Source organism: Streptomyces sp. BV286 (assembly GCF_019090165.1).
GTDB lineage: Bacteria > Actinomycetota > Actinomycetes > Streptomycetales > Streptomycetaceae > Streptomyces.
On sequence record NZ_JAHRIB010000147.1, the window covers coordinates 24,848 to 38,277 of the forward strand.

At 70.6% G+C, this 13,430-nt stretch carries 12 protein-coding genes; 3 read left to right on the forward strand and 9 right to left on the reverse strand.

The annotated features are described in order from the left end of the window. Positions 1-53: 53 nt before the first annotated feature. From KUF83_RS23475 to KUF83_RS23490, 4 genes are all read right to left on the reverse strand, one after another. Positions 54-1,391, reverse strand: coding sequence for a hypothetical protein (locus KUF83_RS23475; RefSeq protein WP_217456778.1), 1,338 nt, complete (start codon positions 1,389-1,391; stop codon positions 54-56). Beyond that, the gene (locus tag KUF83_RS23480) at positions 1,381-1,932 is read right to left on the reverse strand and encodes a DUF6114 domain-containing protein (protein WP_217456779.1); all 552 of its coding nucleotides are present in this window, start codon (positions 1,930-1,932) and stop codon (positions 1,381-1,383) included. Before KUF83_RS23480 ends, KUF83_RS23475 begins: the two co-directional genes overlap by 11 nt. A gap of 103 nt (positions 1,933-2,035) precedes the next feature. Next, positions 2,036-2,668, reverse strand: a complete 633-nt coding sequence (locus KUF83_RS23485; RefSeq protein WP_217456780.1) for a DUF6230 family protein — start codon at positions 2,666-2,668, stop codon at positions 2,036-2,038. A 618-nt stretch (positions 2,669-3,286) separates the two neighbouring features. After that, complete coding sequence (locus KUF83_RS23490; RefSeq protein WP_217456781.1) at positions 3,287-4,267, reverse strand: tetratricopeptide repeat protein; 981 nt, start codon at positions 4,265-4,267, stop codon at positions 3,287-3,289. Between the two features lie 262 nt (positions 4,268-4,529). Between KUF83_RS23490 and KUF83_RS23495 the strand changes: the two genes are divergently transcribed. Further along, the gene (locus KUF83_RS23495) at positions 4,530-5,156 is read left to right on the forward strand and encodes a TetR/AcrR family transcriptional regulator (protein WP_217456782.1); all 627 of its coding nucleotides are present in this window, start codon (positions 4,530-4,532) and stop codon (positions 5,154-5,156) included. Positions 5,157-5,178: 22 nt separating this feature from the next. On the opposite strand, the gene KUF83_RS23500 is transcribed toward KUF83_RS23495, so the two are convergent. The 4 genes from KUF83_RS23500 to KUF83_RS23515 all read right to left on the reverse strand — a co-directional run bounded on the left by KUF83_RS23500 (position 5,179) and on the right by KUF83_RS23515 (position 9,236). Next, positions 5,179-6,879 carry a methylmalonyl-CoA mutase gene (locus tag KUF83_RS23500; RefSeq protein WP_217456783.1) on the reverse strand — a complete coding sequence of 567 codons (1,701 nt, stop codon included), beginning with the start codon at positions 6,877-6,879 and terminating at the stop codon, positions 5,179-5,181. A gap of 84 nt (positions 6,880-6,963) precedes the next feature. Then, the gene (locus KUF83_RS23505; protein WP_217456784.1) at positions 6,964-7,293 is read right to left on the reverse strand and encodes a DUF3817 domain-containing protein; all 330 of its coding nucleotides are present in this window, start codon (positions 7,291-7,293) and stop codon (positions 6,964-6,966) included. A gap of 88 nt (positions 7,294-7,381) precedes the next feature. After that, on the reverse strand, positions 7,382-7,891 hold the full coding sequence (locus KUF83_RS23510; protein ID WP_217456785.1) for a MarR family winged helix-turn-helix transcriptional regulator: 510 nt from the start codon (positions 7,889-7,891) through the stop codon (positions 7,382-7,384). A 10-nt stretch (positions 7,892-7,901) separates the two neighbouring features. After that, positions 7,902-9,236, reverse strand: a complete 1,335-nt coding sequence (locus KUF83_RS23515) for an MFS transporter (protein WP_217456786.1) — start codon at positions 9,234-9,236, stop codon at positions 7,902-7,904. A 76-nt stretch (positions 9,237-9,312) separates the two neighbouring features. On the opposite strand from KUF83_RS23515, the gene KUF83_RS23520 reads away from it, so the two are divergent. After that, a complete protein-coding gene (locus KUF83_RS23520) occupies positions 9,313-10,296 on the forward strand; it encodes a DUF5937 family protein (RefSeq protein ID WP_217456787.1) in 984 nt (327 codons plus the stop codon). Positions 10,297-10,409: 113 nt separating this feature from the next. Further along, positions 10,410-11,426 (forward strand): glycoside hydrolase family 6 protein, encoded by a 1,017-nt coding sequence (locus KUF83_RS23525; RefSeq protein ID WP_217456788.1) that lies wholly within the window; start codon positions 10,410-10,412, stop codon positions 11,424-11,426. 46 nt (positions 11,427-11,472) lie between these two features. Here the strand turns inward: KUF83_RS23525 and KUF83_RS23530 are convergent, their stop codons facing one another. Next, entirely contained in the window at positions 11,473-13,428 is a 1,956-nt protein-coding gene (locus KUF83_RS23530; RefSeq protein WP_217456789.1) for a kelch motif-containing protein, read from the reverse strand. Positions 13,429-13,430 lie beyond the last annotated feature (2 nt).

The following is a 13,430-nucleotide window of genomic DNA, read 5'->3' on the forward strand; positions in this document are numbered from 1 at the left end:
CGCGAGCGGAGACCGGGGCACACCCCGTGCGACGTCGATGCAGCCCTCGGGGTCTATCCGAGCGGCGTGTTGAACTGGTGCATCCCGGGGACGGTCAGCGTTCCGCCGAACTGGGCGGCCTGCACGACCTTCACCTTGGTGAAGTAGATCAGCGGGATGTTCAGCGGCGGCGGGTGCTTCGGGTCGAACGTGACCGGGATCAGACCGAGCAGGTTGCCCGAGATGCTCTCCGTGTACATGACCGTCTTGCCGTCGGTGATCGTGGACGTCGTACCCTTGCCGGCCTGGACGTGGTACTTCACCCCGGCGTCCTTGTCGTCGACGGTCTGGTGGAGATCGCCGATGTCGGTGCCGTCGGAGACCACGTACTTCAGGACCTCCTTGACCGTGCCGTTGGCGGTCTTCACCTTGACGATGCCCTGGTAGTCGGCGCCCTTGAGCAGCAGCGAGCTGGCTTCCAGCACCCAGGGGTCGTCGGCCAGGGCGGGGATGCCCTTCTCGACGCCGCTCTCGTCGTCCGTGGCCGCCGGGCAGTCGTCCGGGTCCGTGGTGGCGCTCGCGGACGGGCTGGGCGACGGGGAGGCGGTGGCCTCGCCGGCCGCGTCCTCCGCCTTGTCCGCGGTGTCCTCGGCCGCCCCGGACGCCGTGTCGGTGACGTCCTTGGCCGGGTCGTCGGCCTTGCCGGCCGTGTCCTCGGCAGGGTCCTTCGCGTCCCCGGCCTCGTCGGAGGGGCCCTCCGTGGCCGACGGCGTGGGGGTGGCGGACGGCTCCGCGGTGGGAGTCTCGGACTCCTTCTCGCCGGGCGTGAAGATGTCCTCCAGCGCGTTGCCGATGTCGTCCAGGACGTTGCCGGTCTCGGACGGGGTGGGCGTCGGGGTGGACGCACCGTCCTCCGCGGACTCGGCCGGCGCGCTCGTGGACGGGGACGGCTTGGGCTCGGGCTTGTCGTCGGAACCTGAATCCGGCGAAGAGCCGTTGTCCGTCGAGCCGTCGTCCGCGGGGTCCTCGTCCGCGGGGTCCTCGTCCGAGGCACCCTCTTCGTCGCCGGACGCGGGAGCGCTCGTCGAGGCGGAGGGCGACGGCGTCGCCGAGGGGTCCTTCTCCTCGTCGGTCTCGTCGGCCTTGTCGCTCGCGTCCAGCGCCTCGACGCAGTCCTTGTACTCGTCGATCGTGAGGTTCTTCGAGGACGGCTTGTCGTCGGCCTGGGCGAGCGTCGGCGTGAACCCCATGCCCATGAGGATCGCGGTCGGCATCGACGCGATGGCTATCGCCTTGCCCGCGGGCACGTTGAGCCTGGTGAACAAGGGCTTCTTGGGGGCAGCGTGCCGCGGCCCGGTTCTCTCACGGGACTCGCCCGCGGAGTCCGCGTATTGGACCTCGTCAGCCGGCACTGTGCCTCCCGTTCGCCCCGTTGGTCGGGATCGTTCCTGACAGATCGTTCGGCTCGCTCGTCCCGTCGGCCGTGGTGGCCTGCGGAACGCCTCCCTTGTCCGCACGGTCCGTCTCGGCCGGCCCTGCGGCCGACTGCTCGCCCGGCACCCAGGACACGGCCATCCCGCCGCCCACCAGGGCCAGCAGGAAGCCGATCAGGAAGCCGCCGAGGTTCGACACCGGAATGGAGACAAGCCCGAGCAGGATCGCCGCCACACCGGCGAAGACCCGCACGTGCTTCTGGTACCAGAGGCTGATTCCGAGAACGCCCAGGAGCACGCCGATGATGAGCGAACCGGCGCCCGCGGTCGTCGCCATGGCCAGCGTGAGATGCCCGATCTGAAGGTTCGCGTACGGGAAGTACGCGATCGGGAATCCGCCGAGCAGGATGAACAGGCCGGCCCAGAACGGCCGGCCACCCCGCCAGGCACGGAACCGCAGCCGCCAGTAGACGATTTGACCGCGCGCGGCAGGAGTCTCGGCAGGAGTCTCGGCGCTCATGGAAACAGCTCCCTGGAACGGCGTTGCTGTGAGAGGTTCACGTACTACGAGTAAGGACGGGCGGGCGAGGCAGCACAGGCTCCCTCACCCGCCCAGGGAGTGCTTAGTAGCACTCCTTGACACCCTTGGACAGCGACATCTTGAGGCCGCTGAGCTTGAAGGTGCCGGCGGTGGTCGCCCACGCCGTCTGCTTCACGTCGGTCAGCGTGGCCGAGTCGGCCTGCTGGGCGAAGCCGTAGGGGTTCGCCGTGTCACCCTTGGCGATTCCCGGACCCTTGCTGGCGTCCTTGGCCGCAACACCGATGTCGATGTTGCGGAAGGTCGCGTTGGCCTGCAGCTCTTCGACGTCGATGTACAGGTTCTCGGCCTGTACCGGCGTGTCGCCGCCGCCGGCCTTCAGCATCAGGCTGACGGAACCGATGAGCGGGATGTCCGGGGTCACAACGGACTGGCACATGTTCTTGATCGAGGCGTTCTTGAACGCCGACACCGCAACCGGGTGCGCCGTCTTCTCGCCCTTGAGCGTGTACCCCTGGTCGATGGCTCCGTACTGCGAGAAGCCCGTACCGTCGAGGCGGTCAGCCGTCACCTTGAACGACTGACCCGACACGCTGAACGACGCGGCGAGAGCGCCTTGTGCAAGAGCGATGCCTATGCACGCCGTCGCGGCCACACTCGGGACCATGACGACGGCGAACCGCTTCCATCTGGTCCCGCCACGCACCTGGGACTCCATATTTCCTCCTTCTCGGACGTACATCTCCGGCCCTGGCTGCCTCCAGACGGCGGCTCAGCCGGGCAGGGATGGGAGAAGTGCTACGTCCTCGGGAAGGAGAGCGCCCGACCCGGAGGCGCAACGCTCCCGAATCACCGGCGATCACCCCCGAGCGACAACCACTGGTCGCGCCTGAACACTTCACGCACAACCTGCCGGACAGGCTCCGCCGAGCGGCGAAGACCCCCCTGTCCAAGGACCGGCGCCACTGCCGCCGCCCCTACTCGGTGGGGACCCAAGGCAACCCGCTGACCCGAGTGGTTGTCGGGGGAGGGAAATGGACCGAGCGTCGCCGATCGTGGTGCATTCTCGCCGCCCGCACAAGGGGGTTCGTTACTGGCTAGTAACGGCCGGATAACCGAACAACGACCCCTCGGTATCGGCCGACAACTCAGGGTGGCCCCGGGGTAGGTGACAAAGTGATCGAACTTTGGACGGAATCCGACAGAACACCGCCCGCGACTTACTCCAAGTAACAGCGGCCGCGTTTACCAAGATTTGGTAAAGCGCGGCCGCAGTGTCGCTCTCTCGCCACATTCCGCCACTCGGGTACCACGGTTCCCGGCGTTTAACGACTGGTCAGAACAGGGCCCGGGCCAGTGCCCGGCGGGCGGCGGTCACCCTCGGATCGTCGGTGCCGACCACCTCGAAGAGCTCCAGCAGCCGCACCCTCGCCGCGTCCCGGTCGTCACCCGCCGTACGCGCCACGGCGTCGACGAGCCGCCCGAGGGCGTCCTCGACATGACCGCCCACCAGATCCAGGTCGGCGGCGGCGATCTGCGCCGGTACGTCACCGGGCCGGTCCGCGGCGTCCCTGCGCACCTGCTGCGGGTCGAGACCCTGCACCCGCTGGAGCAACTCGGCCTGGGCGAGCCCCAGCCTGGCCTCCGTGTTCTCCGGATCGTCGCCCAGCACGTTCCTGTACGCCTGGACCGCGCCGGCCAAGTCACCGGCGTCCAGGGCTCGTACGGCGGCTTCGAGCAGCGCGTCGTACGGGCCGGCCGGCATCTCGGGGGCCGTGTCGGCCTCTCCGGGGCGGGCGTCCTGGTCCACGGTCAGGCCCGTGAGCCCGAAGCGCTCCTCGGCGACCTGCACGAGCTGGTCCAGGGTGCCTCGGATCTGCGCCTCGGGAGCGGCGCCCTGGAAGAGCGGCAGGGCCTGACCCGCCACCACCGCGAAGACCGCCGGGATCCCCTGGACCCCGAACTGCTGCATCAGCATCTGATTCGCGTCGACGTCGATCTTGGCGAGGACGAACCGGCCGTTGTACTCGGCGGTGAGGCGCTCCAGGAGCGGGCTGAGCTGCTTGCACGGCTCGCACCACTCGGCCCAGAAGTCGATGACGACCGGCACCTCGGTGGAGCGCTGCAGGACGTCCCGCTCAAAACCCGCCTCGTCGACGTCGATGACGAGACTCGACGCGGACACCGCGGGGACGGCCCCGCCGCCCTGCCGTGCCGCTTCGGCGCGCGCCTGCTCCGCCTTCGCCTTGGCCTCCTGGGCCGCTTTCACCGCGGCGAGGTCGACGACTCCGCTCATGGACATGTTCCGTGGCTGCATGCGCCTATCCTCCCCCCTCCGCGCGCCTGTGTGAAAAGCGTTGTGAAAGCCAGGCCTGATACGTGTGGTTGGCGCCGGGTCCCCACCTGGCGCCGCGTGGTCGTCGCTCACGTACGAGCCGGGTCGACGGCTCCCGTTCCGTGCTTTCGCTACGGGTCGTAGCGTAACTGTGCCGGGGTGGCCCGGGGAACCCCGTTCCGGTGATCTCCCTCACCTCTCCACGCAATCCCCCTTTGCGGAACGTCCGGATATGGTCGCCGCCATGCAGAGCAGCACTCCCCCTCCCCGCACCGGGCGCCCGCGCAGCGCCGAGGCCGACGCGGCGATCCTGGCGGCGACACGGACGGCCCTCGTCGAACTGGGCTGGTCCAAGCTGACCCTGGGGGACGTGGCGATGCGCGCGGGGGTCGCGAAGACGACCCTCTACCGGCGCTGGGCGGGCAAGAACGAACTCGTGGTCGACGCGGTGGCCGAGCTCTTCGACGAGCTGGAGCTGCCCGACCGGGGCAGTCTCACGGCGGACATCGAAGGGGTGGTGCTCCAGTTCGCGGCGATCCTGGCGATGCCCGAGGCGAGGAACGGGCTGATGGCGGTCGTCGCCGAGTCGACCCGTGACGACGCCCTGCGCGAGCGGATCCGCACCTCGATCGTCGACCGTCAGAAGCGGCTCGTCGTGGAGGGCCGGTCCCGCGCCCAGGCCCGCGGCGAGCTTCCGCAGGAGCCGGACCCCTCGGCCGCCGCCCGCACGGCGGACCTCGTCTTCGACATGGTGGCCGGTGCGGTGGTGCACCGCACCCTCGTCAGCGCGGAGCCGGTGGACCCGGCCTGGGTCCACGACTTCACCCGCGTCCTCCTGCTGGGGCTCGCGGGCGCGGCGGCCGGTCCCTGACGATCCGCAGCGGAATCCCCGCTCAGAAGCCCGGCGGCTCGGTGTAGACCCCCCACTCGTCCCGCAGCACGCCGCAGATCTCCCCGAGCGTCGCCTCGGCCCGCACCGCCTCCAGCATCGGCACGATCATGTTCGACCCGTCCCGCGCGGCGGCGAGCATGGCGTCCAGCGAGGACCGCACGGCGGCCTCGTCCCGGGCGGCCCGGCGCCCGCCCAGCTCCCGTACCTGGTCCCGCTCCACCTCGTGGCTGACCCGCAGGATCTCCAGGTCGCCGGTGACCGAACCGTGGTGGACGTTGACCCCCACGACCCGCTTGTCGCCCTTCTCCAGCGACCGCTGGTACTGGAAGGCGGACTCGGCGATCTCGCCGGTGAACCACCCGTCCTCGATCCCGCGCAGGATGCCGGAGGTGATCGGCCCGATGGGGTGCCGGCCGTCGGGGTGGGCCCGCAGACCCCGCTCCCTGATCTGCTCGAAGATCCGCTCGGCGTCGGCCTCGATCCGGTCGGTCAGCTGCTCCACGTACCAGGAACCGCCCAGCGGGTCCGCCACGTTGGCGACCCCGGTCTCCTCCATCAGCACCTGCTGTGTGCGCAGGGCGATCTCCGCGGCTTGCTCGGACGGCAGCGCCAGCGTCTCGTCCAGCGCGTTCGTGTGGAGGGAGTTGGTGCCGCCCAGCACCGCGGCGAGCGCCTCGACGGCCGTACGGACGACGTTGTTGTAGGGCTGCTGGGCCGTCAGCGAGACGCCCGCCGTCTGTGTGTGGAAGCGCAGCCACTGCGCCTTGTCCGACCGCGCCCCGTACACGTCCCGCATCCAGCGGGCCCAGATCCGCCGCGCCGCCCGGAACTTGGCGATCTCCTCGAAGAAGTCGAGATGCGCGTCGAAGAAGAAGCTCAGGCCCGACGCGAAGGCGTCGACCTCCAGCCCGCGCGAGAGCCCCAGCTCCACGTACCCGAAGCCGTCGGCGAGGGTGTACGCCAGTTCCTGCGCGGCCGTCGAGCCCGCCTCGCGGATGTGGTAGCCGGAGACCGACAGCGGTTTGTACGCGGGGATCTTCGCCGCGCAGTGCTCCATCAGGTCCCCGATGAGCCGCAGATGGGGCTCGGGCTGGAAGAGCCACTCCTTCTGCGCGATGTACTCCTTGAAGATGTCGGTCTGGAGCGTGCCGTTCAGCACCGCGGGGTCCACGCCCTGCCGCTCGGCGGCGACCAGGTACATGCAGAAGACCGGCACCGCGGGCCCGCTGATCGTCATCGACGTCGTCACGTCACCCAGCGGGATGTCCTTGAACAGGACCTCCATGTCGGCCGCGGAGTCGATCGCGACCCCGCAGTGGCCGACCTCGCCGAGCGAGCGCGGGTCGTCCGAGTCGCGGCCCATGAGCGTGGGCATGTCGAAGGCGACGGAGAGACCGCCCCCGCCGTTGGCGAGGATCGTCTTGTAGCGCTCGTTGGTCTGCTGGGCGTTCCCGAACCCGGCGAACTGCCGGATGGTCCACGTCCGCCCCCGGTAGCCCGTCGCGTGGAGCCCCCGCGTGTAGGGGTACTCCCCGGGCCAGCCGATCCGCTCGAAACCCTCGTACGCGTCCCCGGGCCGCGGCCCGTACACCGGCTCCACGGTGTCCCCGGAGAGCGTGGTGAAGTCGGCCTCGCGCTTGCGTGAGGCGTCGTACCGGGCCTGCCAGCGTCGGCGGCCCTCCTCGATGGCGTCAGCGTCCATGCACCCAAATTTACTAGGACGTCCTAGTAAATGTCGATGGGAGACCGCCCGGCGCTTTCGGGCCGGGCGGCCGGGTCCTCCGCGTTACGCCTTGGCGACGGCCGACGCCGGGCCGTCGGTGATCAGCGGCTTGGCCTCACGCGTGATCTTCGGCTCGACGAAGAAGGAGGCCACCGGGATGCAGCCGGCGGCGAGTACCCACAGCAGCTTGCCGAACGGCCACTTCGCCTTGGAGCCGAGGTCGAAGGCGAAGACGACGTAGATGATGAACAGGACGCCGTGGATCTGCGAGATCACCATCGTGTCACCCGTCTCGAAGGCGTACTTGGCGATGATGGCGACGGTGAACACCAGCAGCCAGACGGCGGTGACGTAGGCCATGACGCGATAGCGGGTCAGCACGCTGTTTTTCATGGCTACGAGCGTAACCACCGGTTTCGCACGATCTTCGGGCGCCCCCGGAGCCCGGGCGGCCGCGCACGGCCGGGTGCGCCCTGCGGCCCTATTCCTCGTCGAAGTCGTGCGCGGCGACCCTCAGCGGCCGCAGCATCGCGAAGATCTCCCGGCACTCCTCGGCGTCGTACACACCCAGCCCGAAGTCCATCGCCATCAGGTCCCGGGTGGCCGCGTCGCAGGCCTCACGGCCCTTCTCGGTGATCGAGGCGAGGGTTCCGCGTCCGTCGTTGGGGTTGGGCCGCTTGTCGACCAGCCCCGACAGCACGAGCCGGTCCACGGTGTTCGTCACGGACGTCGGGTGCACCATCAGCCGCTCGCCGATCTTGGACATCGGCAGCTCACCGGCCTTGGAGAAGGTGAGCAGCACCAGGGCCTCGTACCGGGCGAACGTCAGCCCGTACGGCTTGACGACCGCGTCGACCTCGGCGAGGAGGATCTGGTGCGCGCGCATGATCGAGGTGATCGCGCCCATGGACGGCACGGATCCCCAGCGCTGTTTCCAGTGCTCGTCGGCGCGGGCGATGGGATCGAAGGCAAGACTGAGCGGCTTCGGCACGGCAAAGACCCTACCGGCCGGTCATATCGTGGTCAGCCCCGTCTCGCGTATCGGAACCCGCCCCCATTCCCGACTCCTTTCCCGCCCTTTCCCCCGCCCCTTTCACAGCCCTTCCGGAGCGCCGCACCTCCACCACCAGGAGCAGACAGCACACCGTCCCGAGCACGCCGACCCCGCCCACGACCGTGCTGACCGCCCAGAACTCCGCGGCGGCCCCGGCCAGCGCCATGCCCACACCCTGGATGGTCATCAGCCCGGCCGTGTGGACGGTCATCGCGCGCCCGCGCAGCTCCTCGGGCACCGCGTCCACGAACCAGCGGTCGAGCCCCAGGGTGTACGCGCCGGCCGACCCGGCGAGCACCAGCGCCGGCAGGATCCAGCCGAGGCCGGGGTGGAGCGGATAGACGAGGAGCGGCAGCAGACCGCATCCCGCGAGGGGCAGCACGATCCGGGAGCGGGCCGCCGGCGACAGGGCGGCGCCCGCGTACAGCTCCCCCGCGATCGTCCCGACCGGCATCGCGCACATCAGCAGCCCCACCCAGGCCGTACCGGCCCCGATCTCGTCCGCGTACGCGGCGGCGAGGGCCTCCGGCGCGACGACGAACATCGGCGGCACCCACAGCAGGAGCAGCAGCGCCCGGATCCGGCGGTCGCCGAGGACCTGCCGGGTGCCGGTGAGCGAGTAGCGCATCAGCGGTCCGCCCCCGGCCCGGGCGGGCCTGCGCCGGGTGCCCAGCCGCAGGAGCAGCGCGGAGGCGAGGAAGGTGCCCAGGGTGATGCCGAGCGCCCCGCGCGGCGGCACGAAGGTCAGCAGGATCCCGCCCGCGCCGAAGCCCACGAGCACGGCACTCTGCGACACGATCCGCAGCAGGGAGCGGCCGAGCACGAACAGGTCGCCGTCCCCGAGGATCTCGGTGAGCGTGGCCATCCGCGTGCCGCTGAAGACCGGCGACACGGCCGCGATGACGCACCGTAGCCCGAGCAGCGCGGCGACGGGGGTGGCCGGCAGGGCCATCAGCGCCGCGCATCCGGCGCACACGAGGTCGCACGCGACGAGCACCCGCCGGGCCGGGAACCGGTCGGCCACTCCGGACAGCAGCGTCCCGCCCACGAGGTACGGCAGGAAGCCCACCGCGAAGGCCAGTGCGCTGAGCAGCGGTGACCCCGTGAGTTCGTACACGAGCACGGTGAGCGCGATCTCGCTGACGACGACCCCCAGCAGGGACAGCGCGTGCGCGGCGAACACGGCGCGGAACTCTGCGACGGCGAAGACGGGGCGGTACCCGCCGCGTGCGTCGGCGGACCGCTCGGGCGCCGTCGTCACGGTCTGTGTCTCTTCTGGCATGCGTCGCAGCGTCACGCGTACGCGGTGGGAGCCATAGAGTTTCGGCTGGAGACGAATCTTCCGTCGGGAGGCGTGCATGCCGTTCCACCTCCACTTCGGTGAGGACGACCTCCTCAACTGCCGTTTCGCGCTGTCCCCCCTGTGGGAGACCCACGAGGCGGTGCGCACCCTGCGGCGTCCGGAGCGGCAGGGCTACCACTCCGCGTGGCTGCGCCGCATCCGCACGACGGCGGCCGCGCTGGACCTGGAGCCCCTGTGGCTGCTGATGCCGCAGCGCGGGAACAGTCCGGACTGCCTGATGCCGCCTCCGATCGGACCCGCGGCCACGTTCGAGGAGGAGATCGCCGCCGTACGGGGCACCGCTCCGGAGCTCGCCCGCGCCGAGATGGCGCTCTCGCTGGCGGACACCCCGGGTGCCACACAGTCCCCGCCCGGCCGGGCGATGCTCGCCGAACCGGCCCGTGCGGTACAGGAGTTGGCGGACACGATGGAGGAGGCCTGGCACACCCTCGTCGAACCCGTCTGGCCGAGGCTGCGTGCCCTCCTTGAGGCCGACATCGCCTTCCACTCGCGCCGCCTCGCCACCGTGGGTCTCGCCGGACTGCTGCCCGAGCTGGACCGGCGGGTCGCCTGGGACGCGGGCCGGCTCACGGTCGACTCGCGCGGGGAGCACGTACGCGAACTCGGCGGTCAGGGACTGGTGCTGATGCCCAGCGTGTTCTCCTGGCCGGACGTGGTGAGCGGCTTCGACCCGCCCTGGCAGCCGACCCTGGTCTATCCCGCGCGGGGCATCGGCGGCCTGTGGGCCGAGCCGTCCGGCCGGACGCCCGAGGCCCTCGTACGGCTCCTCGGCCGCGGCCGGGCCGCCGTGCTGGCCGCGCTCGACGAACCGGCGGCCACCACGGCCCTCGCGCACCGGCTCGGCCTCGCGCCCTCGTCCGTCTCCGCGCACCTGTCGACGCTGCGCGAGGCGGGCCTGCTCGTGGCGCACCGGTACGGACACCAGGTGCTGTACGAGCGGACACCGCTCGGCATCGCGCTGGCCTCCGGCGAAGCCTGACGGTCCGGCAGGGGAACGGCCGGCTCACGGTGTCGCACCCATGACCGATAGGTCCGCTATGTCACGATGGCCGGAAACCGTCACTGACCGTCACCTTCGCCCAAGGGGGCAGGATGTTCCGGCCGACCCGTACCCGTACCCTCGTGGCGCTCGCCGTGCTCGGACTCGCGACGGGCTGCTCGTCCCCGCCCGAGGTCAGCACGACGTCCGCCGCCCGTGAGACCCGCGCCCAGGCGAGCCCCGCCGCCGGTTCCCCCTTCTGGATCGACCCGGCGAGCCCGGCCGCCCGGCAGGTCAGGGCGTGGGAACGGCAGGGGCGCGGGAACGACGCCCGGCTCCTCAGACGCATCGCGGACCGGCCCGTCGCACTGTGGCCGCCCGCCGACCGCCCCGAGCCGAGGATCAGGGAGGCGACCGCGGCGGCGGCCGGGGAAGGACGTACGGCCGTGTTCGTCGCGTACGACATCCCGCACCGCGACTGCGGTCAGCACTCGGCGGGCGGAGCGTACGACGCCGACGCCTACCGGGACTGGATCGACCGGTTCGCGGGGGCCCTCGGCGACAGCGACGCGCTGGTCGTGCTGGAGCCCGACGCGGTCGCCCACATCGTCGACGGCTGCACCCCGGGCGAGTACCACGCCGAGCGCGAGCAGTTGCTCTCCGAGGCGATCGTGCGACTGAAGCAGCAGCCGGGCACGAGGGTGTACCTGGACGCGGGCAACCCGGCCTGGATCCAGGACTCGGAGAAGCTCGTCGAGCCCCTCGGCCGGGCCGGCGTCGCGCACGCCGACGGCTTCGCCCTCAACGTCTCCAACTTCCAGACGGACGAGACCACCCGGCAGTACGGGCGCCGCCTCTCGGAGGCCCTCGGCGGCAAGCACTTCGTCGTGGACACCAGCCGCAACGGCAACGGCCCGCTCGGCGGCGACCCCTCCCAGGCCTGGTGCAACCCGCCGGGCCGGGCGCTCGGCACCCCGCCCACCACGGACACCGGGGACCCGCTCATCGACGCGTACCTGTGGATCAAGCGGCCCGGGGAGTCCGACGGGCAGTGCCGCGGGGGCCCCGCGGCGGGGAAGTGGTGGGCGGACTACGCCCTGGGCCTGGCCCGCAACTCCACGGCGCGGTAGCCGGCGGCACCGCCCGCCGCCGCACCGCCCGCCACCGCTGCGCGCGTCACCTGACCTGGACCCACTTCGCCTCGGACGGCGTTCCGTCGCCGTCCGTCACGAACAGCATGTACCAGCCGGGCGGCACCAGGGTCCGGTCCTTCGGTACGTCCACCGTCACCGAGTCCTTGGTCCTGGTGAGCTCCAGCGCGATGGACCGCTGCTCGACGTCCGTCGTGTGCGTGACCGCGCTGGGCCGCATCAGGCGGGCGCTCACGACCCGCTCCGGGTGGCGGGTGGCGAAGGTGGCGCGGCCCTCCCCGTCCACCTCCTGCGGGCCGTCCCCGAGCACGGGGCGGCTCTTGCCGTTCTTGTGCAGGGCGGGCGGCGTGAAGATCTCCATGCGCTGCTCGAAGTGGCCGAGCTTGGTGTTCTGCTGGTCGTCGAAGAGCGGGTCGGAGCCGAAGGTGGCGATCCGGCCGTCGGGCAGCAGGAGCGCCTCGGAGTGGTAGTTGCGGCCGACCTTCGGCGAGGCGGCCGTGCGGAAGGAGTTGGACTTCGGGTCGTAGAACTGAGCCTTGAGGATGTTGCTGGAGCTGCGTCCGCGGTAGTCCTCGGCGCCGTTCGACGTGAACACCGAGTCGTCCGGCATGATCACGCTGTTCAGGTAGCGGGTGCCCTGCGGCAGGTCGGGGCCGTCCTCGAAGACGGGGTTGTCCTTCTTGAGGTCGACGACGGCCGTGCGCGACGTCGACTTCTTGGACTCGCCGACACCTCCGCCGCCGAGGATCATCACCTTCTGGTCCTGGGCGGGGGGCAGCAGCAGCGACGCCGACGTCTCCGTCTCGTCCTGGTCCCGCAGACCGGGCACCTTCTCGAACGTGTTGGTCTTCAGGTCCCACAGACCCGGTTCACGGCCGAGCTCGGCGGGGCCGTAACCGGCGTTCGAGGCCGGGTAGAAGAGCTTGCCGCCCTTGGTGAGGAAGAGGGCCGGATAGGTGGGGAAGTAGCGCTTGGGGCCCGGGGTCCACTTCTTGGTCCTCGGGTCGTAGATCTCGTTGTCGCCGGGGTCGATCACGCCGACGTCGTCGAGTCCGGAGACCGCGAGCACCCGCCCGTCCTCCAGCCCGACGAGCGTCGGATACCAGCGGGCCTTGTCCATGGGCTCGACGGGGACGTACTTCTCCGCCGTCGGGTCGAACTCGTAGGCGGCCTTGATCCCCTGGAAGTCCTGCTTCTCCATGGTGATCTTCTCGGAGATGCCGTACGTGTTGTCGGCGTCCTTGCCCTTGAGGCCGAGGATCTCGTACTGGGCCTGCTTGTCCGTGACCGCGGCCGGGCCGTCCTCGGTGGCCTCGACGAAGACCCGGGCCTCGCTCGCGGTGACCTTCGTCTTCCAGGGCTGCATGACACCGGCCCTGTTGTAGGTGATCTCCTGGGTCCGCTTGGCCTTGGGGACGGTGACGTCGAACCTGCTGACGTACTCGACGCCGGCGGGCGAGCGGAAGCGGGTGCCCTTCTTGAGGGCGATCGGCCTGTCCGGGTTCTCGTTCTTCACGCGCATGCCGCCGCCGGCCCGGTCGACCTCGCCGTCGAGGAGTTCGTAGCGGGCCGTGCCGCCGGCCACGAGCATGCGGCCGCTGGGCAGTTGGGCGTGTCCGGCGCAGAAGAAGTCGTCCGGGGTGGGGATCTTCTTGAAGGTGTCGGTCGTCGGGTCCCACAGGACGGTGTCGAAGGAGCCCTTGTCGAACTTCTTCTGCTCGTTGCCGGAGCCCGCGACGATCAGCACCTTGCCGGTGTGCAGGAGTGCCGCGTGGATGGCGTTGGTGCGGAACTCCTCGGGGATGTCCAGTTTCTTCCAGGAACCGAACTTCGCCTGGTAGCCGGGCTGGGCGATCTTGTACTCGTAGTACTGCTCCGAGGCGAAGCCGATGGCGGCGGGGGCGTTGAGTCCGGCGAGCAGCGCGATGCCGCCGACGCCGAGCAGCCGCTTCTGGGTCTTCTTCGAGGGCCGGTAGGCCATGG

Bases quoted from the DNA above. Each gene is read 5' to 3' on its own strand.
- KUF83_RS23485 (WP_217456780.1), bottom strand. From the start codon at position 2,668: ATGGAGTCCCAGGTGCGTGGCGGGACCAGATGGAAGCGGTTCGCCGTC.
- KUF83_RS23530 (WP_217456789.1), bottom strand. From the start codon at position 13,428: ATGGCCTACCGGCCCTCGAAGAAGACCCAGAAGCGGCTGCTCGGCGTC.
- KUF83_RS23500 (WP_217456783.1), bottom strand. From the start codon at position 6,879: ATGGACGCTGACGCCATCGAGGAGGGCCGCCGACGCTGGCAGGCCCGG.
- KUF83_RS23490 (WP_217456781.1), bottom strand. From the start codon at position 4,267: ATGCAGCCACGGAACATGTCCATGAGCGGAGTCGTCGACCTCGCCGCG.
- KUF83_RS23495 (WP_217456782.1), top strand. From the start codon at position 4,530: ATGCAGAGCAGCACTCCCCCTCCCCGCACCGGGCGCCCGCGCAGCGCC.
- KUF83_RS23525 (WP_217456788.1), top strand. From the start codon at position 10,410: ATGTTCCGGCCGACCCGTACCCGTACCCTCGTGGCGCTCGCCGTGCTC.
- KUF83_RS23480 (WP_217456779.1), bottom strand. From the start codon at position 1,932: ATGAGCGCCGAGACTCCTGCCGAGACTCCTGCCGCGCGCGGTCAAATC.
- KUF83_RS23520 (WP_217456787.1), top strand. From the start codon at position 9,313: ATGCCGTTCCACCTCCACTTCGGTGAGGACGACCTCCTCAACTGCCGT.
- KUF83_RS23505 (WP_217456784.1), bottom strand. From the start codon at position 7,293: ATGAAAAACAGCGTGCTGACCCGCTATCGCGTCATGGCCTACGTCACC.
- KUF83_RS23515 (WP_217456786.1), bottom strand. From the start codon at position 9,236: ATGCCAGAAGAGACACAGACCGTGACGACGGCGCCCGAGCGGTCCGCC.